Raw genomic sequence first — 25,613 nt, 5'->3', positions numbered from 1 at the left:
CGCGGTTAGGAGAGTGCTCCGGCAATCCACTTGTTCACAGGCTCATCATCGTCGGGTGCAATTGTCTTGACGCAGGGCCTGCTATTCTTGAAACAGTGTCGAACAATCAGAAATTTTATTGTTATTTCGTTCCGGTCTTGCGCGCCGTGAGAGACACGAGCAGTGCGTCCTGCACGACGTCTTCCAGTTCCTCGCGCGTCGCGCCGTCCCGGGCCTGGACGGACATGCCCTGAAGCACGACGACCAAAAAGCGGGCGAGGGAGCGCGCGCGATCTGAGTTGAGCCAACGACCAAGCGCCTGAGCAATTGTTTCTCTCATCATATCTCGGCCCTTAGACAACACTCGCGCAAGCGCGGCATGTTCTTCGGCGCATTGCAGCATGCCGCTGGACACCATGCATCCTCGTTCACCGGCAGGGTCCGTCACGGCGTCGGCCCCTTGGCGCAGGATCGCCGACACGGTGTCCTCCAATGTTGATGCGCCTTCAAGGTTGAACAAAGCCCCGGGAATTCCCGAGTAGTGATCAAGGGCCTCCCGATAAAGCCCTGCCTTGCTCCCAAACGCGGCATAGAGGCTTGGTGGTGCGATTCCAATCGCGGTCGTCAGATCGTTTAGCGACACACCTTCGTAGCCATGCCGCCAAAACAGATGCATGGCGATGTCGATCGCCTCGTCACGATTGAAGGTCCTCGGTCCGCCGCGCCGGCGTTTGATCTGCTTATTCATAGTGATCACTAAAGACCGCTTGACAGAGAAAATCAAGTGGTTAGTTTGTATCGATCACTAAAAATAGCCAATTCTCGCCCAACACCACTGGAGATTTTATGTCAGGACGTTTCATCCGAGCCGCAACGGGAATGTTTGCTGCGGTGATCTTGTTTACGGGGGCATCGGCCACTGGGGCTGCCGAAAAGCAATATACCGTCACATCCTCCGATGGCGTTACAATCGCCGTCGAAGAAACCGGAAATCCCGAAGGTCAGCCAATTGTATTCGTTCACGGTCTGCTTGGCAGCCGCATCAATTGGGACAGCCAGACGGCCGATCCAGACCTGCAGAAGTTTAGGCTGATCACCTTTGATCTGAGAGGACATGGACTGTCGGCAAAGCCGGATGACGCTGACGCCTACAAGGATGGCGACCGCTGGGCAGACGATCTCGATGCAGTCCTTCGGGGAAGTGGAGCGACGAACCCGGTGCTCGTGGGCTGGTCTCTTGGGGGTGTGGTGCTGTCGAACTATCTTGCCAACCATGGCGACGCCGGGATTGGTGGCCTCCTTTACGTCGACGGTGTCATCGAACTCAAACCCGATCTCATCACGCCGCATCCGGAGGTCTATGCAGGACTGGCCTCAGAGGACCTGCGGACGCATCTCGACATGGTGCGGACCTTCCTGGCCCTCTGCTTTGCAACGCAGCCAGAAAACGCGACGTTTGAACGGCTGCTGTCCAATGCAGCGGTGGCATCATGGCTGATGACGCGAACAGTCCCCTCGATGACAGTCCAGGCAAAAGAAGGACTGGCGAAGGCAAAAAAGCCGGTTCTGTTGATCTATGGGGGCAAGGATAATCTGGTACGGCCGCAGCCGAGTATAGAACGCGCGAAGTCGTTCAACGGCTCGATCAAGTCAGAGATGTACGACAACTCGGGTCATGCGCCATTTCTTGAAGAAGCGTCGCGGTTCAATAAGGATTTGGCCAGGTTTGCGGCTTCTGTGGCGGACGGCAAGTGAGTCAGAAACTGGCTCCACCGGCTCCCATTCTGCTGCGCCTTTCATGCTCCCATTCTGAAATCGAGACTGAATGGTCGTCTGATCTGGAGAAGCGTGCGTGGGGAGCCGTGATCTTGATAGGTCCGCCCCGTCGCGCTGGGCCGAACATCGGTGCGTCACGACGACGGAACCGGAACCGGCTAAACGAGTTATGATGGTTCCGGGAGATGGAGAAGCTGTCAGGAGCGAACGCGTGAACAGATGCAATATAACCCACCGGCGGATGACCATTGGAACGCACTCCCTGTTCTTCCGGGAAGCGGGGCCGATGGACGCGCCCGTTCTGCTCCTGCCCCACGGATACCCGTGTTCGTCCTATCAGTACCGCAGGCTGATGCCGGCACTCGCCGATCAGTGGCGCACGGTAGCTTTCGATTGGCCGGGTTTTGGCTACAGCGACACCCCCGATCCCGCCGAGTTCGGATATGACTTCGACGCTTACGCCGAGGTGCTCAACAACGTCGCTGAGGCGCTCCGGCTGGAGCGCTACGCGCTCTGGCTCCACGACTATGGATCGCAGATTGGTCTGCGGCATGCCATCGCCCACCCGGAGCGGATCGCCGCGCTGATCATCCAGAACGGTGACATCTATGAAGACGTGCTCGGCCCTAAATACGAGACGATCAAAGCGTGGTGGGCCGACAAGTCGCCCGAGAAGCACCGCCCTCTCGCGGAGGCCGTAAGTGAAGACGGATTTCGCGAGGAGTTCGTCGGTGAAGTCTCTGAAGAAGTGGCAAGCCTCGTCCCTCCCGACCTTTGGAAGCTCCATGGGCCGCTTATGGATACGCCGACACGCAAAATGGTGGCAGTCCGCCTGATGGAAAAGCTGGAGGAAAACCTCGACTGGTTCCCTCGCTATCAAGGCTATCTGCGTGAGCACCGCCCTCCGACCCTGGTGGTGTGGGGCCCGCAGGACGGCTATATGCCCGAGGCGTCGGCGCAAGCTTACCGGCGCGATCTCCCGGACGCGGAGTTGCACATTCTCAGCGAGGCCGGGCATTGGCTGCTGGAAACCCATCTCGAACAGGCGTTGCCGCTCGTCCGCGATTTCCTGGCCCGGACGTTCCGATGATCGCGCCTTTGAACGTAGCCCGCAACGAGAGGAGACATGCATGGTTACGAAGCCCACGATTGCACGCATCTGGCGCGGCCGTACGCGCCGCGAGGTCGCGGACAGCTACGAGCCCTATTTGCGAGCCGACGGCATTCCTCCGCTTGAGGAGATTGCCCTCGGCGTCCAGCTTTTTCGGGAGGATCGGGACGAGGAAACGTGGTTCACGACTATCTCCTACTGGCCGGACATCGAGACGATGACCGCCTTTACAAAGGGCGATCCTGTCAAGGTTCATCATCTCGATCGCGACGCCGAGTTCCTGATCGAACTGCCCGAGCGCATCGAGCTGCATCGCATTCTGGTGAATGATCCGAGCCTTCGTTGAGCCGCGAGCAAGCCCTGTCTAGGGTGATGGAGCTCCGCAAGAAAATCGGGATCTCCCGGCCGCAGCAAGGCCGGCCGGTCTCCAGATGGTCCCACCTCTTTGCATCGGGAACAGCGCGTGTTCCGGCGCAATCGCGCTGACCAGGAAAAGAAAGCGATGATGTCACTGCCCCACCGCGTCTCCGGCAATCTCGCTCTTGATCTCGCCAACACCATCAGTTGGCGCAACACGAGCCGGGAAGTCGACCATTTGGCAAGCTTCGATGACGTTGTGGCATGGTCGAAGCAAGTCGGCCTGGTCGGCGGCGACTTCGTCGTATCGCCGCAGGAGCAAGAGATACTGCTCCAGCAGGTGCTCGCGCTTCGCAAGGCAATCGGTGCCGCGGGATCGGCGATAGCTAACGATCTCGATCCGTCTCGGCTGGATCTGGACGTCATACGCGACGTTGCTGCGCTGGCTCTGCGCCAGGCTTCGCTTTCCGGAACGCCGTACACATTGCATTTTGAGGGCATCTATCGCGTGACCGGCACCATCGCGTGGTCCGCGCTCGACCTGCTTCGGGGCGACGAAATCTCCCGGCTGAAGCAATGCCCACCCGACGATTGTCACTGGCTGTTTATCGACCGGACAAAGAACGCTTCAAGGCGCTGGTGCGACATGGGCACCTGCGGCAATCGCGCCAAAAAAATGGCTCACAGAGCCCGGCGTTGAATCAAATGGCGGCAACGAGCAGACAGCGGGATTCCGGACCCGTGATCAAAGCGGGATGAAAACCAATGATCACTTGCGTGTCGGAATACCGCATTGACTAGGCGCCGCAGGCGGACTCCGAAGTGGATGGAGAATGTAGTTGGATTCATTCCTGAGGTCGTAGAAAACCATCACGGCCACTTCCTGCCGAGCGAAGAACAAGTGCCCCTTCATCTCTTCTGCGGCATTTACCCTCGGGAACTGACAGCGAAACCAGACGGAGCTTCAAATCGGAACGACTGCAAACTTTCATTTACCACAAGGCGCATTGTCGAACTCCACGCCGCGTATATGTCGTCTTTGCCATTATGTATCCTGAGATAACAACAACCGATGAGGTGACATGATGTCAATCAACTCGGGTCATGCTCGATATTTCCCGCGACCCATACGAACTACAGCTAACCCGTTGGAACGGGCTATCCTGCAGCTGGAAAAGATGATCGATGCGCAAAGAACGATTGCGCTACCGGCACCGTTTGCTCTTTATAAAGCCAAACGCATTCTCGAACGATGCCACCAGGGGAGCCCGCTGCCGAAATTTGCGCGTGACTGCATGCCCAACGTGGAATAAGCGATCGGACATCGGTAGCACGGGCCCGAAACAATGAACCTTAACGGCGGCCAAAGTCTGCCCGACTGGTCATGACGACCTTCGCCGGCTCGTGCTACATCCAATATGCCGGCAGCGTCGGCGAGCGTTAGTTATTTCTACTACAGCAGCCGAAGCGTGCTCTCATCACGGGCTCCTGCGTAAAACATGTCCAGTGCGGCTTGGAAAGGTAAATCCCGCTCAGCAACAGCTCCAAACAACGTCATGCTGGATCGAAATTTGAGATCATCCGGGGATCCGAGAATGTCATGCGCGCTCAGATCGGTGTGCCGCAGCATGGCGGTCGTACACTCGACGAGGCGTGGTCCAAGCATAGGATGCGTCAAATACGCCTCCGCTTCCGCACGACCCGAGATTGCGTAAAAGCGCGCAGTTTCCGAACGGCCAAGGCCACGCAGTTGCGGAAAGATAAACCACATCCAGTGTGAGCGCTTCAGTCCCGCCTGCAATTCGCTGAGGGCCACCTCGTAAATGTTTTGCTGCGCCGTCACAAAGCGCTCGAGATTGAATTTCATCGTCAGCTTTCTCCGATGCAAGGTCCAGCAAAACCGGCCTTAAGCGCTCCACAGCGCGATCTCGCGCGTTAATCCTGACAACGTCGGCGCTGGCCTGCTGTTCCCGAAACCGCTTTAGACATGTTGCAGCTCGCGTCGCGTCCACGTCGAACCCGGCATGCGAACGAGGTAGTCCGTGCGCTGTCGTTTGCTGCACCTACCTTGATCCAGGACATCATTCGAACGACGATGCGCTCTACGGGCGCCCGCCCGAGCGACCATGGCGGTGCACTACAATAATCAGGGCTGGGCGCTTTGACTGGCCGATCATGGCAAATTGGCTATGGGAACGTCGGCAGAATGCTCGCGGCCACCGAGTTGCGGTGTTCATTGGCTTGCAATGAACCGCCAGTTCGCGATTGCGGCCTGGCGGTGGGGCTCGGCACGCAAAAGGTAGTCCGGATGCCTGATGATTGAAAGCAGGTCCGAAAAGCTGTCGTAGCGTATCATCACGATGTCGTCCCACTGTTCGTCCTCGATCGAGACTAACGTCATGGCCCTGGATGCGACGTAAAGACGTTCGGAGATAATCCCGAGCTTTGATGCGATCTCCTGGAAAACGCCAGCATAGCCTTCGTAATATGCTGCCCGTGACGTCTCTTTCATATCCACGAACCCGCCCGGATAGTGAGGAGTTTCGCGGAAGCGGAGAAGATTTATCATCACGACGGGGTTACCGCCGAGCCGTTCAGCCGCGTCTGACAGGATTTGGGGCGAGAGGGTATAAAGATCCATGATGTGACTTTCTGACAAAATTCGTTCATATGTCAGAGATTGACAGTTTTTGTTATTATGTCAAGAATCGGGAATGGAAAGATTTTCAGACCGGGAAGAGAAGGTTGCTGTCGCGGCCGAGGATGTTTTTGTGCGCTACGGCTTCGCGCGCACAACGATGGGCGACATAGCAAGAGCCGCAGGTATCTCCCGCCCCGCGCTTTATCTCCTGTTCCCGGACAAAGAGGCGATTTTCAGCCGCGTCATTGAGATGATGGACGCGAGATCCCTCGCAAAGATCCAGCAGGCGGTCGACCGGATTGAGTCTGTTGATGGGAAATTGTTGCATGCCTGTACCGTTTGGGGCCTCCACGGGGTGGAGCTGGCTTCAGCCCATCCTGACGCCGCAGACCTTTTTGATTTCCGGTTTCCGGCGGTTCGGGAGGTCTACGAGCGGTTTCAACAGTTTCTGGTTCGGATTTTGGAAGAGCACGTCCCGAACTGGACGCTCCCCGTTTCACGGGCTGAGTTTGCGGCGACGCTCACCTATGGCCTTCGTGGCCTTCGCTACGCGGCGACGGACATCGATCACATGAAACGTCTCGTTGACGTTCATGTCACTATCTACGGAATGTCACTTAAGCGGAACGAAAGCGCCGACGGATGACAGGCGCTTGCAGTCCTGTCTTGCAGAACCTGGTATTGATTGAGAGATGCCAGCCGTGCAACGGGCGCTTCCGGATGACGCACGAGCAAGAGATTACGGGGCGTGCCGGGTAGGAGCAACTCATGCTTGTCATATTCCTAGTGCTCATCACCGCGAACGGGACACCGTTTCATAAGCTTTTTGATCGTCCGCCGGTCTCCGCCGAAACGATCCAGCACCTCCACCGCCTGAGGCAGGCTGACCGAGTATTCCTGTTGAAGTTCCTCGACGGTGTACGGCTTTACTTTATAGTCTGGCATAGCGCCCTCCTTCTGATGCCCAAATGCAACCGCCTCGATTTGAGTTCCGAGCACCGGAACATCCGCGCGCCTTGAGGGTTCGCGTTGGGAAAGGAGACCATCATGAGAGATTTGAACCCGAATACCGTAGGCCGGCCGGACGACCCGAAAGCCACACGCGGCTCAACATGGCGGCCGAGAGCCAAGGACGAGGATATCATCACGAACAATGACGAAGGTGCGCCCCCCGTGCCGATCGGCCAGCCTGGCGACCGTGAGCAAGGCGGCGACAGCGACGGCCCGATGGGTGGACAGTAGATTGCGCCAGACCGGCCGAAGCGAGCGCCCATTTCCAGCCCGTCTACAGGGAAGAGCGTCATTCCAGATACCCTTCCCCCTCCGACATGGGCGCGTTTAGGAAAAACCTGAACGGCATTACGGCCACTATTACTTCGGCGGTGACAAGAACCGATGGCGTCCGAAGCACACGACGTTTTAGGCACGACAACCCGAAGACCGAGTCAATTAAAACTGGGCGATAAGGCGACGCCATCACGTCCAGAAGAAAACATCGACGCGCAGTCCTACGGCTTGCCGATCTTTACCTTTGCAGCACGCTTTGTAGCATCTCGGGCCCGAGCGTATTTTCGAGGGCTTTCACTCCGCTCTTGGGTAGTCTCCGAAGGCCGCTGACTATGCCCTCTTTCCAGGCGTCTCCCCGATCCCACGCTTCCTCCCATGCATCGGCCAGTTCGTCATTATGGCGCGTCTCAACCAAGGCATGGAAGAGCAAAGCGGCCTGTGAGAGGTCTTTGTCTGCCTTCAGGCGTCCAAGAGCGTCCGATCGCCTTCGAGACGATATGATCAGCTTGTGGACAGCGTACCTCTCCGGGGCTGGGACAAGTACGTTCACGCCTTCGCGGAAGAGAAGCACCGTGCGGACGGGCTCGTAGATCAGGTAATCAAGGAATCGCAGGTTTTCCGCCGAAGCGCCACCGAGTGCAGGCATAGGCGACGGCTTACCTGTGTATTCCTCCGTTCCCCGATTTCCAGTCAGGAACTCAACGCGGTAGCCCCTGGCATTCTGGAAGGCTACGATTTTGGCCCGGTCCGCCTGGTGCGGCACTGCTCGAAAATCGGGATCGACTGACTGAAGAACCTCCAGGATTGGCGGCAGGCTGTCTTTTACCTCGGCCGAAATGGCGAAGTCCTGCGCGAAATCAGCGTCGCCTGTCTGCATAACCGCCGATGGCAGGCGAACGCCGAGCATCCCGGCATAGGTGCTGAATGCCACCGACCCGATAAGAACAGCGCGCAACCGGAACAATCCAGCATCGGCCAAGGCCCGCGTGACAGCGCCCGCAAACGGGTCTGGTCCGGGCAGGCCGGAACGACGCAGAGTGCTGACCATGCGTCTGCGCTCCCGAATGTTGTCCTTGATCTCCTTGTGGGCCTTCACCCGTGCTGTAATCGCCTCGTCGGAGTGCGGGCCGACATATCTTCGTTTGTCCTTGCCTTCAGGAGTCGGGAGATCGAAATACCAGTATTCGCGATCTTTGACGGTTACAGTCACGAACCATCCCTCTAAGGGAAAGTCCGCCACAAATTGGGCGTCGAGCGTTCGTTGGGTCAACTCCGCAAACATTGTGCGGTAGCTGATATCAATCTCTCTCAGCATTATTTCCTCTCGTGCCCGGAAATGCAGTTATAAGGATTTGCCAAAAACTTATAACGACATGGACGCGTGTCAAGGTTATAAGTGTTTGCCAGAAACTTATAACGCCGGCGCTACCCTCAAGGCGAGCAGTCGTACACTTCTCGAGCAACATTGCGCGGTTTGATCAGAGAGGAGACAATGCCAGTCCGGCTTAGAAGCGCGAACTCCTTGCCGCCGGGGTGCGGCTTTGGCGCGGTCGTATTTGCAAAGTCGCGAACATCGGCTGTCGATGAGGAAAGATGGCGACAACGGGAGTGGCCCCGTGGACGCCGATGGAGCCAGCCTTTCGCTCCGGTACGCTGATCAGACCATCAGCCACCTACACCATAGTCTGGTATCGCACTCCCGCTCAGCGGGGCATAACCTCTTCATCGATGAGCAACGGCTGGCCCAATGAGCGATCGATTGCATCGCGCAGCTTTGCATTGAACCCGGATCCCCGTCGCAGCGCGTTGAAGGACGAGAAAAGCGTTCTCAACAACTGGGATACTCTCATTGGTATGATGATGGAGAGCGAGCATGAGCGGATGCAACCACAATGTCACAGTCCGGTCCGTCACGCCGAGGACGCTCGGTTGCGAGGAGTGCCTCAAGGAGAACATGGAGTGGTTCCACTTGCGGATCTGCCGACAATGCGGCCACGTCGGCTGCTGTGATCAATCGGTCGGCAAGCACGCGACGTTGCACTTTCACGAGACCGGCCATCCCATCATAGAAGGTTACGATCCTCCTGAAGGTTGGGGCTGGTGCTATATCGATGAGGTATTCTTGGACCTGCCCGACCAGACGCCTCAACGCGGCCCGATTCCCCGCTACTACTGAGATTGGAAAAGGTATGACCGCCGCAGGCTCACGTGAACACCAGATGTTTCCTGCACTCGATCCGCAACAGATTGCGACGGCAAGACGTTTCGCTGATGACGAACCGCGGTACTTTCTGCCCGGCGAGGTTATTTTCAATGTCGGCGAGAGGCACGCACCCGCCTGGCTGGTGCTCGAAGGATCGATTGAGGTTTTGCGCCAGGACGGCCTGTCATGCAGCGTTCCCGTGACCCGACATACGACGGGTCAATTTTCCGGAGAGGTCAGCCAGCTGTCGGGCAGGCCATCCCTGGCGAGTGGGCGTGCCGGTGCGGAGGGATGCATGGCCGTTTCATTCGACGCCCCGCCCTGGTAGATCAGGGCGGTGCCGGTTCTGTACTGGTAGGTCAACCGGGCAGTGCTGACCTTATCCGCCTTCAAGGCTTTCTGGCGCGAAGCGGATATCCGTATGTCGCGCTTGACGCTGACGCCGACGGACAAGGCCGCGATCTTGTCCATCGACTGGGTATCTTGAGAGAAGAACTGCCACTGATGGTGTGCCCCGGCGGAGCCATTCTGAAGAATCCGACAGACGGCGAGGCCGCAGTTTGTCTGGGCGTCGCACAGGAGATCGTGTCCGGTGCCGTCTATGACGTTGCGATCATCGGCGCCGGCCCGGCCGGCCTGGCGGCCGCCGTCTACGCGGCCTCCGAAGGTTTGAGTGTCCTGGCGATTGACGAACGATCCGCAGGCGGCCAGGCGGGAGCGTCCGCACGGATCGAAAACTACCTTGGCTTCCCTGCGGGGATTTCCGGGCAAGATCTTGCGGCGCGTGCCTTCAACCAGGCGATAAAATTCGGGGTCGAGGTTGCTTTGCCCATCCCCGTTATTGACCTGCGGGTTGTTCAATCATCATGGGGAACCGGTTCGATATTGCGGCTGGGTCTCGATGGCGAACGGAGCGTCGATGCGCGAACCGTGGTGATCGCGTGCGGGGCGCGTTATCGCCGCCCGCAGTTGGCAAATCTCGCCGAATTCGAAGGGTCCGGTGTCTCCTATTGGGCGTCTCCTACCGAGGCAAAACTATGCGAAGGTGAAGAGGTCGTACTCGCCGGAGGGGGGAACTCGGCGGGGCAGGCGATTGTCTTCCTTGCTCCCAAGGTCCGGCAGCTCCATGTTGTTGTCCGAAGACCCCTCAAAGATACGATGTCCAGCTATCTTATTGACCGTATCGGGGCGCTGTCCAATGTCGAAATCCATGTCGACAGCGAGATTGTTGGCCTTGAGGGAGACCGCTTGACTGGTCTGAGCGGGGCCGTGATGCGTCACCGTCAATCCGGTGGTGAGCGAACCTTCAGGGTCCGGCATCTTTTCCTGTTCATTGGCGCTGATCCGAACACGTCATGGTTACGCTCCGGTGTGGACGTCGACGACAAAGGATTCATTCTGACGGGGAGAGCTTCTTCTGTGCGCACATCCGTTCTTCCGCTCGAGACGAGTCTTCAAAACGTGTTTGCGATTGGTGACGTCAGGGCAGGGTCCACCAAGCGTGTCGCCGCCGCCGTGGGCGAAGGTGCCGCTGTAGTCTCTCAGATTCATGAGTGCCTTGGGCGGCAGCCCGGTTGAATTAACCCGGATCAATCCGTCCGGCACACTGAAGACTGATGACGGCAGACGGTTGCTTCGTTTCCTCCCTTGTCGTTGATCCGTCGGCCGCCGTGACAACACGCTTGCATCGCGCGGTGTCCTCTCCGGCTATGATCAAGAGTTCTCAATTCTTTGCGCGGACAAAATCTGTCTTTCGCTTCGCACTGTCGTCCGTGGACCCAGGCAAACTCCAGTCATTTTCTGATCGCGGTGGTGCAACCGGCCATTTTTTGTTGAGCCTCCAAGCTTGATAAAGGATATATCGTGCTCCCGTAAAACGGCGAAGAAGAGACTTCGCATCTGCCTGTTCCCGGGGCCATCAGCAGAGGTAAGCGCATTACCCAAATTCCGCAGCCCCGATATCATATTCCTCAATGCGAATGAGACTGCGCATTCAGGTTTGCGAGCATTGTTGCAAATTGTGAAATAAACTCGACACTATTCAATCAATTGTTGATGGGCGGCTCTCACGTCAATATCGCGTCTGTCAGACGAACACAGCGTCGGCTGAAGTTTTCAGAACGAAATCGTAGGACGCGAGATGACCACGAATATCACATCTGTCACACGCCGGAACATGTTGCTGACCGCAGGTACGGCCGTTGCCGTTACAGCGATGTATCCCGTTTTCGGCTTCGCAGCCAAGAGTGATTCCGCCACTACCGCCACCGAAGGAACCAAGACCATGAGTACTGTAACAACCAGGGACGGCACCGAGATTTTCTACAAGGACTGGGGCCCGAAGGATGCCCAGCCGATCGTTTTCCACCATGGCTGGCCGCTGTCGTCCGATGACTGGGATGCGCAGATGCTGTTCTTCGTCTCCAAGGGTTTTCGTGTTGTCGCCCATGACCGCCGTGGTCATGGCCGTTCCGCCCAGGTTGCCGATGGTCACGACATGGACCACTACGCCGCCGACGCCTTTGCCGTCGTCGAAGCGCTCGATCTGAAGAATGCCGTGCATATCGGCCATTCCACCGGCGGCGGCGAAGTTGCCCGTTATGTCGCCAAGCATGGCGAACCCGCCGGCCGTGTCGCCAAGGCGGTTCTCGTTTCCGCCGTGCCGCCGCTGATGCTGAAGACCGAAGCCAATCCGGAAGGTCTCCCGATGGAGGTTTTTGACGGCTTCCGCTCCGCGCTTGCCGCAAACCGTGCGCAGTTCTTCCGCGACGTGCCGGCCGGCCCGTTCTATGGCTTCAACCGCGATGGTGCGACCGTGCATGAAGGCGTGATCCAGAACTGGTGGCGTCAGGGCATGATGGGTGGTGCAAAGGCCCATTACGACGGCATCAAGGCCTTCTCGGAAACCGACCAGACCGAGGACCTGAAGAATATCAGCGTTCCGACGCTTGTTCTGCACGGTGAAGACGACCAGATCGTACCGATCGCCGACTCCGCCCTGAAATCGGTGAAGCTGCTGAAAAACGGCACACTGAAGACCTATCCCGGCTTCTCGCATGGCATGCTCACCGTCAATGCCGACGTGCTGAACGCCGATCTGCTGGCCTTCATCCGGTCCTGACCACATCGCGGGAACTTGTCGTTCCCCCATACCCGCCGTCTCCCAAATTCAGATACCCATACGCGCGGAAAGCGCTACTTCACGATTGGAAACTAATCATGTCGACGACCGAATCTGTCAGGAAAATCGTAAACCACGGCGTGGCCTGGGAGCAGGCTTTCGGATATGCGCAGGCTGTCCAGATCAAGGACACGATCTATATCTCGGGACAGCTCAGCCACGATGGCGATGGAAAGCTCGTGGCGCCCGCCACCCTTGACGCCGGAGGCCGGCCAGCCGACTTCACGCAGATGGAAGACCAGATCCGTCAGACTTACGTCAATGCCAGGAAGCTGCTCGCCGAATTCGGCGCCTCTCTCAATGACGTTGTGGAAGAGACACTTTTTGTTCTCGACATCCCGAGCGCGTTCGCAGCCGGAGCCAAGGTCCGCAAGGAGATGTACGGTACAGATACGCCGCCGGTAGCAAGCAACCTGATCGGAGTGGGCGCGCTGGCATTCCCTGAACAGATCGTGGAGATCACGTTCCGCGCGGTGGTCGACGTGCCGCCCGCCTCATAAGGCAGCAGCCGCTCCAAACGCCACCGGTGAACTCGGCCGCGAACATCTTAGGACAGGTTTACCAAATGCCTAGACCATCTTCCGTCAAAACACGATCGCCAGCGACCTTGCATCTGACCTCGGAACTCGTTGCCAGGTCGTTCAGAGTCGTCGAAGAGGAAGGCCCGGAGCCAGACTGGACGCCAATCTCGCCCGAGCAACTCGACGAGCTTGTCCAACGGGTAGAGAAGCAAGCTGGCGAAGAGGAAATCTGGATATTCGCCTATGGCTCATTGATGTGGAACCCCGGATTTGAAGTGGCGGGCATGGAAAACGCCGTCGTCCACGGTTGGCATCGTGCGTTCTCGCTAAGGATCGAACGGCTTCGTGCCACCTCGGACGCGCCGGGTCTGATGCTCGCCCTTCAGCCAGGGGGAAGCTGTTCCGGCGTGGTTCTCAAGCTTCCATGTGCTACAAAGAAACGAGATCTCCGGAACCTTCTGGCGCGCGAAATCCGGTATGCTGAGGTGTCTGACATGGTACGTTGGGTCACGGTCAAGACGCCGGCGGGCGCCCGTCGGGTACTAACGTTCTGGGCAAGCCCGAAGCAGTCGCCGTTGACATACAAGGTGCCTCTCAATGAGGCCGCCGCGCTGATCGCCCAGGCGTGCGGGCCGGCCGGTTCCTGCGCGGAATATCTGCATCGCACGGTTCTTGATCTCTCGGAGCGCAACATTTTCGATCGAAATCTCTGGCAGTTGCAAAAACTTGTCGCGGAAAGGCTTCAAGCTCTTCCGCGACATGCTCATCCCGCATGACCATATATGCCGCCCGTTTCTTGAAGCGTTTTGAGCAGGCGATACTGTGGAGCTGGATAGTAGATAGTAGAAGGTCAAAAATAAAACTCGGCCAGTCCGTGAAAGGCATCAACAAGGGACCGCCCGCCTATGTCACCTTGATCACGTCAGCAATTAATGCCGGCGGGTAAATTAAGCGCGCTTTTTTTTGCCTGTTGCTTGATTAAATGAAATACGCTCTGATTAAATAAAGACTGTCGGCCGCAAGCCGTGTCAGCATGTTCTGCTGTCGACGATGTCTTTCGTTACAGGCCAGAGTTCGGTTTTCGTCAAGGCGCCTACACGCGCCAATGGTTTCAAACGGCGTCGTTACAGTGAAGCCGAGAAAAGAAAGAAATCTGTGTTTCTGCCGCGAAAGCACCGCCACTCGCGCACTACCTACGAACGCGGTGGGCGAGTGCCAGAAGCGCATGAAAAGGTCAGAAGGCCGGTTGCCGTACGGCTCACGTTCTCCTCGCTGGTGTCAGAAGCTGCTCATTACACGCCCTCCGTTCACGTTTGAAGCTCCGAAGACGACATCGATCTCAGCGCCGAAAAAAGGTATCGTTCGGTGAGCTCAAGCCCCGCATTCCTGGCGATTTTTATAGCGGATGTTATTTGCGATTCCAGATGACCCGTCTCGAGTTTCGTCTCAGCGGTCTGCTCAATGAGTACGACCCCGGAATAGATTGAAGGAAGATTGTCCAGGCCTCGAGAGCAGGAGCCCATAGTCAGAAGAGATTTTCGACGTCCGCTGGGACACTCGATTGAATACGGCGAGACGAGTGGTTCACCCCCCAGAATGACTTCATGAATTCTAGCGGCCAGCCGTGGCCGATCTTCCTCCACGATACGTTCAAGAATAAACTCAACTGGAACACCGCGCGCGAGTTCTCCTTCGTCGATTTCATATATCTGTGCAAAAGCCTTGTCAGCAGTCAGGCTGTTTTCTCGGAGACACCATGAATAAAAGCCCGCGCCCTTCATCAGAACCTGGGCAACTTGCATATGCGGTTGCTTCATGGATTTTTACCCCCATCCATCGGTGGCACCTTGCTACACATTTATTTGCCGGGCAATGGTGCCGGGCACCAATCTCCAAACCCGTCCACCGCCTTTGGGCTCCATGTCGCCCGCCCAGCCACCTGGTTGCAGGCAAGTACCGCGAAGGGTTTACGGTGGCGGTGAGAACCGCGGCGTTTTGACCGATGTTTCCTGATCAGCGGAAATCGGGCCTGCCGCCTCCATTTTCCTGTTGCTCCAGAGAGTGAAAAGCGTCCGCAATATCTTGTATGCCGACCTCACGCGGCCAGCATTTACTCAACAGATCAAGCAGCCCACAGCGTGTCAGTGCTGTCCAGCAACGATTTGTATCAGGGCTTCGGAACCTGCTGGTCGGATGGAATGGTCCCATCTGGCGTCAGTTCATCGACAGCTTGCGGTAGATCCTTGCTTAGACGCGCCAATATCTCTTCACGCGACAGACGTGTCTTCGCGGCCAATTCATCGAGAACCTCCGGCCCGATCGCCTCTGAGAGTTCGTCGGCGTTGATGTCGTCGTTTGCCCCTGGCTTGATCCAGGATTCCGCCTTCTGCCCGAAGCCGTTTTGTTGGAACGTCTTGAGAAGGTCGCTCAGACCACCGCTTAAAATTCCTCCTGAGGTGAGCCCGTCGAAAATGGATCTGATCCCGCCGGAGTCCCTGCCGCCACCGAGCTTGCCGAGTAGGTCGCCGCCGCCCGACCGCGGTGAGGCCGATCCTTCATCCCGGTTGGCTTCGGCGGACTGCTGCGCGTTCAACCCCCTCAGAAATTCCGCGATTTTCTCCCTATTCTGATAGCCCGCTACCGCAAGTACACCCAGCAATGCTTTCAGTTGGCCGCTCACCATGATTTTTCTCCTTGTTTTCCTGGGCCCCGAGAAAACATGGCGACGTGGCCCTCTCGCAAAAACAAAACGACTCGTCGGCAATGAGGTTCCATGAGGTCAATGGATGGAGACTGGCAGCCGCTTCTTCTGATAAACGCGCTAATGAACGGGCTGGGAGGGAGAGAAACTGATGTCCGATAGCGGCGCCATGCGGGTGGCGCCCCTAAGAGCAAGCTACCTTCCGCTCATGTCGTTCACTTCGTTCGGCGAGGTCGAGACGCCATAAGATTTTCGCCTAACTTGGATCGTCCGGCAATGACGGCAGTCCTGCACCATGCCCGGGTCGAGCGGAGGCTTTCGGGATCTTAAATGCAGGCGCGGGGAAATTTTTCATCATCGCCGGGAGAGCGGCCGCGCGAAATTAGTGTCGTTCCAGGCCGCGGCTGGCCTGGTGCGATTTTGAGGATGTGCCCGCATTTTGCGCGTCATGATGAACCCATTTGAAGAACGGGTAGCCGGGCATGAAAATGACAAGCAGGGTGAGGATTGAAACGAGGATCTGAATTGGACGTTAGTGACGAAAAATCCGACCTGAATCTGTGTATACCTGCGCGACGCAATGTCACGATCGGAGTTAGAGTTTATTAATTGTGCCAGGGGCGAGCGTTACTCGCTGTCCGAACTTGCGAACCAATTGTCTGCGCTGCAATCACTGTGATCAGCATGGCCGCAAATATTGTAGACAAGGTGACGATCATGAAAAGTTTCGGAAAATGTCAGTGTCTCCGACGCGGGCGCGCGGACGCTGTACAAGCCGCGCCACATTATAATTGACGGTAATTATTAAAACTTGGTTTGCAATATTCCTTGCGTGAACGGACGGTACCGAAAGGGGATCCGGGCGAAATTGCAAGGTTTGCATGCCGAGAGAGATCACGAAGGGGCAAGTGGCACTTACGGCCGACTGGCTGTTCCGCTTACGAATTCTGCATACTAATTAGAGCGGGTGGAATGAAATCTCTGCCGCAGACCGTTGAATTAATCGCGGCAATTTTCTGGTGTACGAGATCTTTATCAAAGGTGGTATCGGGCGTCACTAGAGGGGCACCCCGTGGCGCCCCTCCTGAAACTCTCACATACCATTGCCGCGATAGCGAAGCCGTTCCTGTTCGATCTGTTCGGCCTCGTAGGGCGACAGCGTTTCGTCGAAACGCGTCCATCCTTGCTTCTCGTACGCGGCGCGACGTTCTGTCGGATCGACCCAATTCGAGCGTTTGAGAATGGCTTCAGCCTCCGGCGCCAAGGCGTCATCTACCTTTGCGGTGACGAGGGTGCCACCCCGGCGGACGCCTTCCGCGTAGAAGTGGGCATCTCGTTCCGGGACGCCGGAGCTCGTCAGTGCGCCAATAATCCCGCCAGCGGCCCCACCTGCAACCGCACCGGCTGCCGCGCCCGCTGCAGTCGCTGCAAGCCAGCCAGCTGCAACGACCGGACCGACGCCCGGAATGGCCATGAAGCCAAGGCCGGTGAGCAGGCCGCCCGCACCGCCGACGACCGCACCGATCCCCGCGCCAGTTCCGGCCCCTTCTGCGGCATTCGACTCTTCGTGCCGCCGATCGCCGTTATTGGAAACGATACTGATATCGCTGGATGGTACGCCCTGAGCTTCGAGTTCACTGACGGCGGAACTTGCGTCTGCGTAATCGTCAAAAAGTCCGGTAACAGTTCTCATAACATCCTCCTAGAGGTTACTTGGCAACAACATTGCCCTGATAATCGAGAGCGATCGAAACAGTTTTGCCGTCCTTCATGCCGGTGGCATTCCAAACGCCCCTGTCGTCTTTCTTAAGATCCTTCAACCCCATATAACCCGCTTTTTCGATCCGATCCTTTGCCTGGTCCTCAGTAAAACTGTTGGCGCCCTCCACCGGGGCCGTCGGGTTTTTCGTGTCGGGGGTCGCAATTGCCGGCGTGTTTCCGTCGCTGTTGGCCTTGGGCGCACCTTGAGCATGTGCTGTAAGGGCCGAGACACAAATGAAGGCGGCTGTGAGAATAGTGTTTTTCATGGTTTTCTCCCTAGCTCGGATCTGCGTAGATTGATCCACCTGATTAACCCTTTGATGTTGTGTTGGTTCCAGCATCGGAGGCCTAGTGCTCAACAAGCATGGCGGCGCGTCAGGCATACGAGCGACGATGCAAGGGTCTGGACAGTGGCGCAGGCGAACGGCCGAATAAGGGGGAGATAGCAACTGAAGCGGTAGAGCGGCCTGAAAGCTACACGAGGCGATTGGCATCGGTAGTCAGGAGACCATAGAGATCGTCGATCGTGATCCCGTTCCGAACCTTCCGGACCTTTTTCATTTTGGCACGTGGATAGCGCAGAATATCGGCGATTTCGTCTCATCGCGGGCAAACCAGGCGTTAGGAACAGAGCCGCGTTCCTGTTTGCTCGTCGGATCCCGTTCGGCAGAGCTGGTAACCGGACCAAGCCCGGATGCCTGGTTCTTCCAAAACCAAGACTGAAACGACAGGCACTGCTGGTGCGACGAACGGCGATGTCTCGGGGTCGCCATCTGCGGCGACAAAAGAGCAGAAGTCCGGTTCGCAAGTGAACGTCAATGTCACGACCGAGCAGCGCACCGAAATCCGAAATGTAATCATCGAAAACAAGGTCGAACCCGTCCGCCCGACATTCAGTATTTCCGTTGGAACCGCGGTTCCAAGAACCGTTAGGCTTCACAAGCTCCCAGCGCGCGTGATCCAGATCGTTCCGCAGTACCGTGATTACGAATATATCGTTCTTGCTGACGAACGGATCATCATCATCGATCCTGCGACCTACGAGATTGTCTACGTTCTCACGATCTGACCACCGTCGTTGCCATTCATCCTGTTGGTCGCCACCTTGCGACCAACAGTTTGACCGGTTGTTTGCGTGCTGAGCCGCAAAATTTCCCCCGGCAAGCGGGACATGCAGTGCCGTTTCGCGCGCCGATGACAGCGACCTGCCTTACAGGGTTCAATGACCCCCGCCACGAATAACCGCGTCCGCGGTGTGCGGCCAGGGCTCCATACAGCTCCTGCACCACCTGACAAAACCAAGGAGAAGAATGCGGAGGGTGCCAGACCGAGGTCGAGTGGTGGCAGGTTCTGCACGCACTCCCCCTCACTCGGGCCGGGGTCGGGTTACTCGCTGATCGCCTGGAGTTTGTCGCGTCTGAGTATTTCGATACAGCGGGCGTTCTTCAGGCGAACAATACCCTTCTCGCGAAGCCTGGACATGCTCCGCGATACCGTTTCAACCGTCATCCCGAGATAATCGCCGATATCCGTTCGCGTCATCGGCAGATCGATAATTCCCACATCGCCTTGTCGACGATCAAGGTCAACAAGGAATACCGCAAGTTTCTCGAGGGCGCTTTGGCGGCCAACCACGAGCAGATGCTCCTGGGCCCGAATCATGCTTCGCAAGGCGAGCGCCATCAGGTCGCCGCGGTGAATTTCGCTTCCTTCTGCCTCGATCGACGTCAATCCGGTTGGCACGATCGCCTCGGCGTAGAAGCTCCGACACCCCCACGCCTCAAAACCGAACGTTTCCCCTTGCACATGAAACGCAACAACCTGCCTACGGCCGTCCGTAAGCAGACGGTAGATGCGCACAGCCCCGGACTCTATCCTGTACAGAGATCCAGACTTTTCGCCCTGCGCATAAATCTCACTACCGGAGGCATGAAAAGTGATAGCGCGCGGGCGGACTACCCCCATTGGCAGACCGGGTGACGGAGACGAGCCACGGGAGGAATAACTGGCGGAAGCCATAGCGAGCATGTGAGCTGACCCTCAATTTTGATTGTCCCGACTATGCCGCAGAGCGACGCCTGGCAAAATTCGTTTGTTCCACTAAGGGTTTTTACCTAGCCGCGTCAGCGCACTCACGATATCCGTGCCCGTTAGCGGCTTGTGAAGGATTTCTATGCTTGGCCTCTCGTTGCTGAACGTCTCGTCTTCTGCAAGAAAAAGGACAGGCGTCTTTACGGGGAGGGTTGCGAGACATGCTTCCCGCTCGCATTCTGGAAGGGAGCCGTCGAGAATAACACAAATCGCTCCACCGACCGATTCTCCGGCATGCTTCCAGGACCGGAATGACGCGACGTCATATCCGTACGCGCGCAGGGCGAACGCCAAGCCGCGCGACAGTGCGGGGTCCTTCACAATCGAAGTTATATGTCGTGTAGTCGGCAAATTGACACCGGGAACATTGCAATAACGCGACAAGCAGGGCCAGTTGAACAGCCTCTTGACCTTGCGCGCCTTGTTCTGGATCAATTTCCGTCGGAGTTTCCAAAGTCCGCGATTTCAATCGAAAGTGACATGCGGACCAGCTCGGGAAGGCTTCGAGCTTTCATTTTTCCCATGACGTTAGCTCTGTGGACCTCCACGGTTCGCGGGCTTATGTCCAGATTGAAGGCTATGGACTTATTCGGGTGCCCCGCCACCACCGCCGCGAGAACCTGCCGCTCGCGTTCGCTCAGCGTCTCCAGTCTTTTGCGTACTTCTTCTGCCGATTCCGTTTCGGGAGCACGGGGATCCAGACGGGTAGCCGCACGGTGGATCGCGTCGATGATGACCGTATCTGCAAATGGCTTTTCAATGAAGTCAACGGCGCCGGCCTTCATTGCCTCCACCGCCATAGGCACGTCGCCATGGCCGGTGATTACTATCGACGGTATACGCACCCCCTCTGAGCGGATCCGTCGGATCAGCTCAACACCACTTATGTCCGGCATGCGCAAATCAGTCACCAGCACAGCGCGGTGAAGTCTGGGCGCAAGCGATGCAAAGGCGGTAGCCGTTTCATGCACTCTCACGCCAAGACCGCTCATGCTGAGCATAAAGGCGAGCGATTTCCTGACAGCTTCCTCGTCATCAACGACGTGCACAGTGAAATCATCGTTCGCCATTTTCTTCCCCATCATAGGCTGGCAGTGTGAATGTAAATCTTGCTCCTCCGAGCTCGCTACGTGACACGGTTATCTCTCCGCCGTGAGCCTCGATGATACGCTTCGATATGGACAGCCCGATTCCCATTCCGCCAGCCTTAGTCGTGACAAAAGGCCTGAACAACTGGTCGGAAATCTCATTGGGAATGCCGGCGCCGGAATCTTCGACTGTTACTGCGGCTTTGCCGCTTTCAGCAGCCTTGATGCTCACCCGAAGGTTTTTCTTTGGGGACTCGCCCATCGCCTCGACTGCATTTCGCATCAGGTTCGTGAGTACCTGCTGTATCTGAATTCGGTCGACCATGACCATATCGTCGCTAGCAGCAAAGTCAAAGACGGATCGCACACCTTTTTCTCTTGAACCCATCAGCGCCAGTGCGCCCGCCTCCTCAACCAGATGGCGGAGTTTGTGAGGCAGCTTCTCAGTCTCACCCTTAGTTACGAATTCTCGGAGATGGCGAATGATTTGACCTGCCCTGACACTTTGTTCACCTGCTTCCCTCAGGGCTTCGTGCAATTGCCTGTCCCTTTCACTTTCGGAGCCCTGTAGCAAGCGTGCGCAACCATGAACATAGTTGGCAATCGCCGAAAGCGGCTGGTTCAGCTCGTGGGCCAAGGTAGATGCCATCTCTCCCATTTCGTTCAGCCGTGCCAATCTTGCCAGTTCAGTCTGAATCTCCTGTAGGCGGGCTGCTGATTCCTCTCTTTCGGTAAGATCTCTCACGAAACCGGTGAAAAACCGTTTGCCCCCCCGATGCGTTTCTCCAACCGCGAGCTTCATGGGAAATGTCGACCCGTCCTTGCGCTGGCCGACCACGACCCTATCGGTTCCGATAATGCGTTTTTCGCCGGTCGCGAGATAGCGCTGGAGGTAGCCGTCGTGCTCGTGCCGATAAGGTTGTGGCATCAGCATTCGAAGATTTTGCCCAATTGCTTCGTCCTCGGAGTACCCGAACTGCCTGACGGCAGCTGCATTGAAAGAGACAATCGTGCCATCCTGCTGGCTGACGATCGTGGCATCGAGCACAGTATCGAGTATAGACCTTAGGTGTGCCTCGCGCGTGTTCAGCGCTTCTTCTGCCGCCTTATATTGATGCCTCAGGCGTTTGAGCGCCCCCCCGAGGTACGCAATTGCAATGCCGACCGCTCCGAAAACCATCAACTCGGGGACCTGGGCGCCGCCGGGGGTAAGCGACCTCAGATAGCTTGCGGAGCAAAACGCCAGGAAAAATGCCAGCAGTCCAAGCCGCAAACCTCCGGTTATTGCGGCCAGGAGAATTGGAGGAACAAGCAGTATGTAGATAGCAGGGGCGTCGAGTAGATCCATGAGAAACACTCAAAATAAACAGAACGAAAACGGATGAAGCTGCGATGGAATTCCCATGCTTTTGTCGCAAAGCGAGCGCAACCCGCCATTGGATCTTTTCCGGTCCCTGATCGGCATCATACTTTTCGCGTCCGCCATCGAGGTGCCCATCCTGTCGCTAACCATATGTCACATTGGCATAGCGCGCTGGCCGGCGACGGGCAATTGCTTCATGTGTCGGGAGATCACGCCCAACTTACGGACCACAGACGGCCGTAGAAAGTGATAGACCATTCAGCGGCGACGGGACGAACTACCAGAGCTTGCCATGCCTGGATAAGTCTGCGCTGGCTTTGCGCACGAGGTTGCGATGAGGACGGCTTCATGCGTGACGGACACGTCGCGATCAACATGTCGGCGGCGCCAATCTTGAACATGCAGACTGACGTCTCGACTTTGATGTTATTGCCACCCAGTCCAAGGCCTTCGATCAGGCCAGGGCGATCCACATGGTTGCGCACATCAGGGTGACTAGGGTGTCGGCGAGTTACGCGCTGCTCGAGTCCCGGCAAGCTGAAGATTCAAAATTGTTTCGAGATTCTTCGGTCGACGTAAGGAGCCGGCAGACGATATCCTTTTCCACGGTGTCCGGCGGGGAGATACCCGCCGGACACCTGATGTGTTACTGACCGCGGATTTTCTTCAGGTCCGCCAGAACGGCGTCAACGACGTCGGCGCCGATTTCAGCCTTGTGCTTTTCGTAAACGACCATCGACTTTTCGCGGATACGGGCCTGCTCTTCAGCAGAAAGCGTGTTCACCTCGAGGCCGGCCGCCTTGATCTTTTCCAGCGACTTCTGGTTCAGTTCACGGATGACCTTGCGCTCTTCGTCACGACCCACGACTGCGCATTCGCGCAGGGCTGCCTGTTCTTCCGGCGTGTAGCTGTCGAAGATCGGCTTGGAGAAGAGGAAGAGGAACGGCGTGTAGGCGTGGTTCGTCTCCGTGATGTACTTCTGCACCTCGTAGAACTTCGAGGTGTCGATCGTCACATAGGGGTTTTCCTGCGCATCGATCGCATTGGTCTCAAGCGCCGAGAAGACTTCGCCGAAAGCCATCGGCGTAGCGTTTGCACCGAGGTTCTGGAAGGTGTCGAGGAAGATGTTGTTCTGCATTACGCGGACCTTGAGGCCCGAGAAATCTTCCCACTTGTTGACGGCATGCTTGGAGTTCGACAGGTTGCGGAAGCCGTTTTCCCAGTAGGCCAGATTTACGAGGCCCTGTTCTTCCAGCTTCTTGTTCATCATGTCACCGAAGGCGCCGTCCATGACGGCATCGGCTTCCTTGGCATTGGCGAAGAGGAACGGCAGGTCGAAGACGCCCAGCGACGGGATGAGACCGACGAGCGGCGAGGACGACGTGACGACCGCTTCCTGAACGCCGGAGCGCAGGGCCTGTGTCGCCTGAAGGTCACCGCCGAGAGCACCACCCCAGAATGCCGTCAGTTTCAGCTTGCCGCCGGACTTGTCGTCGAGGCAGGCCTGCATGGCCTTGATGCCGTTGCCGACGGGATGATCCTGGTTGATACCGTTCGAAACGCGGATGTTGCGGCTGTTGAATTCGGCCATTGCCGGCGCTGCCGCGCCAACTGCGAAGGCGATTGCCGTGGTGGTCAGAAGAAGCTTTCTCATAATATCCTCCCTTGGATTGTGGTCGAGAAAAAGTTTCACTTAACGAAGGTACTGCAGAGGTACGAGGACGATGTCCGGGAAAATCACCAGCAGGAACAGCACCGCGACCTGCGTTAGCAGGAAGGGCAGAACGCCCGCCGTTACACGACCCAACGGTACCCTGCCGACGCCGCTGACGACGTTCAGCACCACGCCAACCGGCGGGGTAATCAGGCCGATACAGGTGTTCATGATGAAGAGGACACCGAAATAGACCGGGTCGATGCCCGCCTGCTTGATGATGGGCATCAGAACTGGCGTCAGGATCAGGATGGTCGGCGTCAGGTCGAGCGCGGTGCCGACGATCAGAATCAGGACCATGATTGCAAACATCAGCAACATTGGCCGGTCGATCAGCGGCTCGATATAGCCGACAACCTCATTTGGAATGTTCGCAGCCGTGATGAGCCAGGCGGAGACGAGTGCCGCGCAGACCAGGAACATGATGATAGAGGTGCTTTTTGCGGCGCGCAGGAGCACATGCGGAAGTTCACTCGGCTTCAATTCCCTGTAGACCACCATGCCGACGAACAGCGCATAGGCGGCGGCAACCACGGCGGCTTCCGTCGGCGTCATGATGCCGGCCTTGATACCGCCGAGGATGATGACGGGCATGCCGAGCGCCCAGCCGGCGCGGGCCGTGGCTGTAACGCGTTCCTTGGCCGTGGTTTTCGGCAGAGGCGTGATGTTGTCCTTGCGCACCACGAACAGCCACGTCGCAACCAGAGAAAGGCCCATAAGGAGGCCCGGAACGATCCCTGCCATGAACAATTGCGTGATCGACACGTTGGCGGCGACACCGAAGACGATGAACGCCATGGACGGCGGAATGACCGGGGCGATGATACCGCCGGAGGCAATAAGACCAGCCGAGCGCGGCACATTATAACCGGCCTTGGCCATCATCGGGATGAGGATTGCGGCAAGGGCTGCGGTATCGGCTGCGGCCGAACCGGAGATGCTGGCCATGATGATGGCCGCCATGATGGCAACAATGCCGAGGCCGCCTCTGATGTGGCCTACACAGGCGATGGCGAAATCGATGATGCGGCGGGACAGTCCGCCGGAATTCATCAGTTCGCCAGCGAGGATGAAGAAGGGGATGGCAAGCAGGGTGAAGGTGTCTGCGCCCGAGATCATGTTCTGCGCGATGATCTGGGTATTGAACATGCCCATGTACCACATGAGCACGACGCCACAGAACATCAGCGAGAAAGCGACGGGAACGCCAATCGCCATGGCTCCAAGCAGAGAGCCGACAAAAACGAGAAGTGTCATGGTATCAGCGCTCCGAAAGCTGTTCGATCGTCATGTTCTCGCCCGCGAACTGGGCGATTTCGTCTTCCGTCACGCGGCCCGTCAGAAGACGGTACAGGCGTTCCAGCGCGATGATGAACATCAGAGCACCGGTGAACATGCCGATGCCATAGACCCAGATCATGGAGAGCTTGGTGACCGGCGCATGCATGCTGGCGTTGATGCCGGACTGTTTCCAGGTGCCCCAGAAGAAGATGGCGGAACAGGCCAGAATGATGATGTTCGATATGATCATGCAGACGATGCGGCCCCGTCGAGACAGGAACATCACCATGGTTTCAATGCCCATGTGGCCATGTTCCCTGAACGCGACCACCGCGCCGGTGAAGGTGAGCCATACGAAAAAGAAACGCGACAGTTCTTCCGAGACATTGATGCCGGAATTCATCGTGTAACGCATGACGACGTTGACGAAGACCATGATCGCCATGCCGGCGAGCAGCAGGATGAGAATGATTTCGAGAATCCGGTAAAAGAGATTGATGGTCTTTTGCATTTTCCCCTCCCGAAGAAATATCTAGAGCAGCCCTCGTTTCGCCAGGT

26 protein-coding genes and 2 pseudogenes are annotated in these 25,613 nt (G+C 57.2%); 12 read left to right on the top strand and 16 right to left on the bottom strand.

The window, feature by feature from the left end:
- Positions 1-121: 121 nt before the first annotated feature.
- Entirely contained in the window at positions 122-727 is a 606-nt protein-coding gene (locus tag BLU28_RS25530) for a TetR/AcrR family transcriptional regulator (protein ID WP_045535308.1), read from the bottom strand.
- Between the two features lie 98 nt (positions 728-825).
- Here BLU28_RS25530 and BLU28_RS25525 point away from each other — a divergent pair, with 98 nt between their 5' ends.
- From BLU28_RS25525 to BLU28_RS25510, 4 genes are all read left to right on the top strand, one after another.
- Positions 826-1,734 (top strand): alpha/beta fold hydrolase, encoded by a 909-nt coding sequence (locus BLU28_RS25525; protein ID WP_077986072.1) that lies wholly within the window; start codon positions 826-828, stop codon positions 1,732-1,734.
- Positions 1,735-1,927: 193 nt separating this feature from the next.
- Entirely contained in the window at positions 1,928-2,845 is a 918-nt protein-coding gene (locus tag BLU28_RS25520) for an alpha/beta fold hydrolase (protein WP_092651453.1), read from the top strand.
- A gap of 40 nt (positions 2,846-2,885) precedes the next feature.
- Positions 2,886-3,212: a hypothetical protein gene (locus BLU28_RS25515; RefSeq protein WP_045535302.1), complete on the top strand. Its 327-nt coding sequence runs from the start codon at positions 2,886-2,888 to the stop codon at positions 3,210-3,212.
- Between the two features lie 117 nt (positions 3,213-3,329).
- On the top strand, positions 3,330-3,923 hold the full coding sequence (locus tag BLU28_RS25510; protein ID WP_045535300.1) for a CGNR zinc finger domain-containing protein: 594 nt from the start codon (positions 3,330-3,332) through the stop codon (positions 3,921-3,923).
- A 753-nt stretch (positions 3,924-4,676) separates the two neighbouring features.
- Here BLU28_RS25510 and BLU28_RS25505 read toward each other — a convergent pair.
- On the bottom strand, positions 4,677-5,090 hold the full coding sequence (locus tag BLU28_RS25505; protein ID WP_045535298.1) for a DUF1810 domain-containing protein: 414 nt from the start codon (positions 5,088-5,090) through the stop codon (positions 4,677-4,679).
- 366 nt (positions 5,091-5,456) lie between these two features.
- Complete coding sequence (locus BLU28_RS25500) at positions 5,457-5,864, bottom strand: hypothetical protein (RefSeq protein WP_045535296.1); 408 nt, start codon at positions 5,862-5,864, stop codon at positions 5,457-5,459.
- 73 nt (positions 5,865-5,937) lie between these two features.
- Between BLU28_RS25500 and BLU28_RS25495 the strand changes: the two genes are divergently transcribed.
- Positions 5,938-6,510 carry a TetR/AcrR family transcriptional regulator gene (locus BLU28_RS25495; protein ID WP_006699080.1) on the top strand — a complete coding sequence of 191 codons (573 nt, stop codon included), beginning with the start codon at positions 5,938-5,940 and terminating at the stop codon, positions 6,508-6,510.
- Positions 6,511-6,647: 137 nt separating this feature from the next.
- On the opposite strand, the gene BLU28_RS26480 is transcribed toward BLU28_RS25495, so the two are convergent.
- Complete coding sequence (locus BLU28_RS26480) at positions 6,648-6,809, bottom strand: hypothetical protein (protein ID WP_173402667.1); 162 nt, start codon at positions 6,807-6,809, stop codon at positions 6,648-6,650.
- A 102-nt stretch (positions 6,810-6,911) separates the two neighbouring features.
- Here BLU28_RS26480 and BLU28_RS25490 point away from each other — a divergent pair, with 102 nt between their 5' ends.
- Complete coding sequence (locus BLU28_RS25490; RefSeq protein ID WP_022557522.1) at positions 6,912-7,106, top strand: hypothetical protein; 195 nt, start codon at positions 6,912-6,914, stop codon at positions 7,104-7,106.
- Positions 7,107-7,389: 283 nt separating this feature from the next.
- On the opposite strand, the gene BLU28_RS25485 is transcribed toward BLU28_RS25490, so the two are convergent.
- The gene (locus BLU28_RS25485) at positions 7,390-8,466 is read right to left on the bottom strand and encodes a nucleotidyltransferase family protein (RefSeq protein ID WP_077986069.1); all 1,077 of its coding nucleotides are present in this window, start codon (positions 8,464-8,466) and stop codon (positions 7,390-7,392) included.
- Positions 8,467-9,024: 558 nt separating this feature from the next.
- Here BLU28_RS25485 and BLU28_RS25480 point away from each other — a divergent pair.
- The 5 genes and pseudogenes from BLU28_RS25480 (at position 9,025) to BLU28_RS25460 (ending at position 13,832) form a co-directional block, all read left to right on the top strand.
- Positions 9,025-9,327, top strand: a complete 303-nt coding sequence (locus BLU28_RS25480) for a UBP-type zinc finger domain-containing protein (protein ID WP_022557525.1) — start codon at positions 9,025-9,027, stop codon at positions 9,325-9,327.
- Between the two features lie 13 nt (positions 9,328-9,340).
- A pseudogene (locus BLU28_RS25475) lies at positions 9,341-10,932 on the top strand (FAD-dependent oxidoreductase).
- A gap of 706 nt (positions 10,933-11,638) precedes the next feature.
- Positions 11,639-12,475, top strand: a complete 837-nt coding sequence (locus BLU28_RS25470; protein ID WP_077986143.1) for an alpha/beta fold hydrolase — start codon at positions 11,639-11,641, stop codon at positions 12,473-12,475.
- 98 nt (positions 12,476-12,573) lie between these two features.
- Positions 12,574-13,035 carry a RidA family protein gene (locus BLU28_RS25465; protein ID WP_006699074.1) on the top strand — a complete coding sequence of 154 codons (462 nt, stop codon included), beginning with the start codon at positions 12,574-12,576 and terminating at the stop codon, positions 13,033-13,035.
- 65 nt (positions 13,036-13,100) lie between these two features.
- A complete protein-coding gene (locus BLU28_RS25460) occupies positions 13,101-13,832 on the top strand; it encodes a gamma-glutamylcyclotransferase (RefSeq protein ID WP_022557529.1) in 732 nt (243 codons plus the stop codon).
- A gap of 531 nt (positions 13,833-14,363) precedes the next feature.
- On the opposite strand, the gene BLU28_RS25455 is transcribed toward BLU28_RS25460, so the two are convergent.
- From BLU28_RS25455 to BLU28_RS26920, 5 genes and pseudogenes are all read right to left on the bottom strand, one after another.
- Positions 14,364-14,873, bottom strand: a complete 510-nt coding sequence (locus tag BLU28_RS25455; RefSeq protein ID WP_077986068.1) for a PAS domain-containing protein — start codon at positions 14,871-14,873, stop codon at positions 14,364-14,366.
- A 350-nt stretch (positions 14,874-15,223) separates the two neighbouring features.
- Complete coding sequence (locus BLU28_RS25450) at positions 15,224-15,739, bottom strand: YidB family protein (protein ID WP_077986067.1); 516 nt, start codon at positions 15,737-15,739, stop codon at positions 15,224-15,226.
- A 1,111-nt stretch (positions 15,740-16,850) separates the two neighbouring features.
- On the bottom strand, positions 16,851-17,450 hold the full coding sequence (locus tag BLU28_RS25445) for a general stress protein (protein WP_077986066.1): 600 nt from the start codon (positions 17,448-17,450) through the stop codon (positions 16,851-16,853).
- Positions 17,451-17,466: 16 nt separating this feature from the next.
- Positions 17,467-17,784: a PepSY domain-containing protein gene (locus tag BLU28_RS25440; protein WP_045535316.1), complete on the bottom strand. Its 318-nt coding sequence runs from the start codon at positions 17,782-17,784 to the stop codon at positions 17,467-17,469.
- Positions 17,785-17,995: 211 nt separating this feature from the next.
- Positions 17,996-18,207 (bottom strand): annotated as a pseudogene (locus BLU28_RS26920) (SOS response-associated peptidase); the annotation flags it as partial.
- 5 nt (positions 18,208-18,212) lie between these two features.
- Between BLU28_RS26920 and BLU28_RS25430 the strand changes: the two are divergent.
- The gene (locus BLU28_RS25430; protein ID WP_051674317.1) at positions 18,213-18,587 is read left to right on the top strand and encodes a DUF1236 domain-containing protein; all 375 of its coding nucleotides are present in this window, start codon (positions 18,213-18,215) and stop codon (positions 18,585-18,587) included.
- A 317-nt stretch (positions 18,588-18,904) separates the two neighbouring features.
- On the opposite strand, the gene BLU28_RS25425 is transcribed toward BLU28_RS25430, so the two are convergent.
- From BLU28_RS25425 to BLU28_RS25390, 6 genes are all read right to left on the bottom strand, one after another.
- Positions 18,905-19,483 carry a helix-turn-helix domain-containing protein gene (locus BLU28_RS25425; RefSeq protein ID WP_223215467.1) on the bottom strand — a complete coding sequence of 193 codons (579 nt, stop codon included), beginning with the start codon at positions 19,481-19,483 and terminating at the stop codon, positions 18,905-18,907.
- Between the two features lie 557 nt (positions 19,484-20,040).
- Positions 20,041-20,679, bottom strand: a complete 639-nt coding sequence (fixJ, locus tag BLU28_RS25415; protein ID WP_077986064.1) for a response regulator FixJ — start codon at positions 20,677-20,679, stop codon at positions 20,041-20,043.
- Positions 20,666-22,045, bottom strand: a complete 1,380-nt coding sequence (locus BLU28_RS25410) for a PAS domain S-box protein (protein ID WP_077986063.1) — start codon at positions 22,043-22,045, stop codon at positions 20,666-20,668. The genes fixJ and BLU28_RS25410 overlap by 14 nt, the downstream gene beginning before the upstream one ends.
- Before the next feature lie 661 nt (positions 22,046-22,706).
- Complete coding sequence (locus BLU28_RS25400) at positions 22,707-23,714, bottom strand: TRAP transporter substrate-binding protein (RefSeq protein ID WP_080823536.1); 1,008 nt, start codon at positions 23,712-23,714, stop codon at positions 22,707-22,709.
- A 39-nt stretch (positions 23,715-23,753) separates the two neighbouring features.
- Entirely contained in the window at positions 23,754-25,031 is a 1,278-nt protein-coding gene (locus BLU28_RS25395; protein WP_077986061.1) for a TRAP transporter large permease, read from the bottom strand.
- Positions 25,032-25,035: 4 nt separating this feature from the next.
- A complete protein-coding gene (locus BLU28_RS25390; RefSeq protein WP_072528627.1) occupies positions 25,036-25,566 on the bottom strand; it encodes a TRAP transporter small permease in 531 nt (176 codons plus the stop codon).
- Between the last annotated feature and the right edge of the window lie 47 nt (positions 25,567-25,613).

This window comes from Agrobacterium pusense (assembly GCF_900102105.1).
GTDB classification, from domain to species: Bacteria; Pseudomonadota; Alphaproteobacteria; order Rhizobiales; family Rhizobiaceae; genus Agrobacterium; species Agrobacterium pusense.
This window is presented reverse-complemented; position numbering and strand designations above follow the sequence as displayed.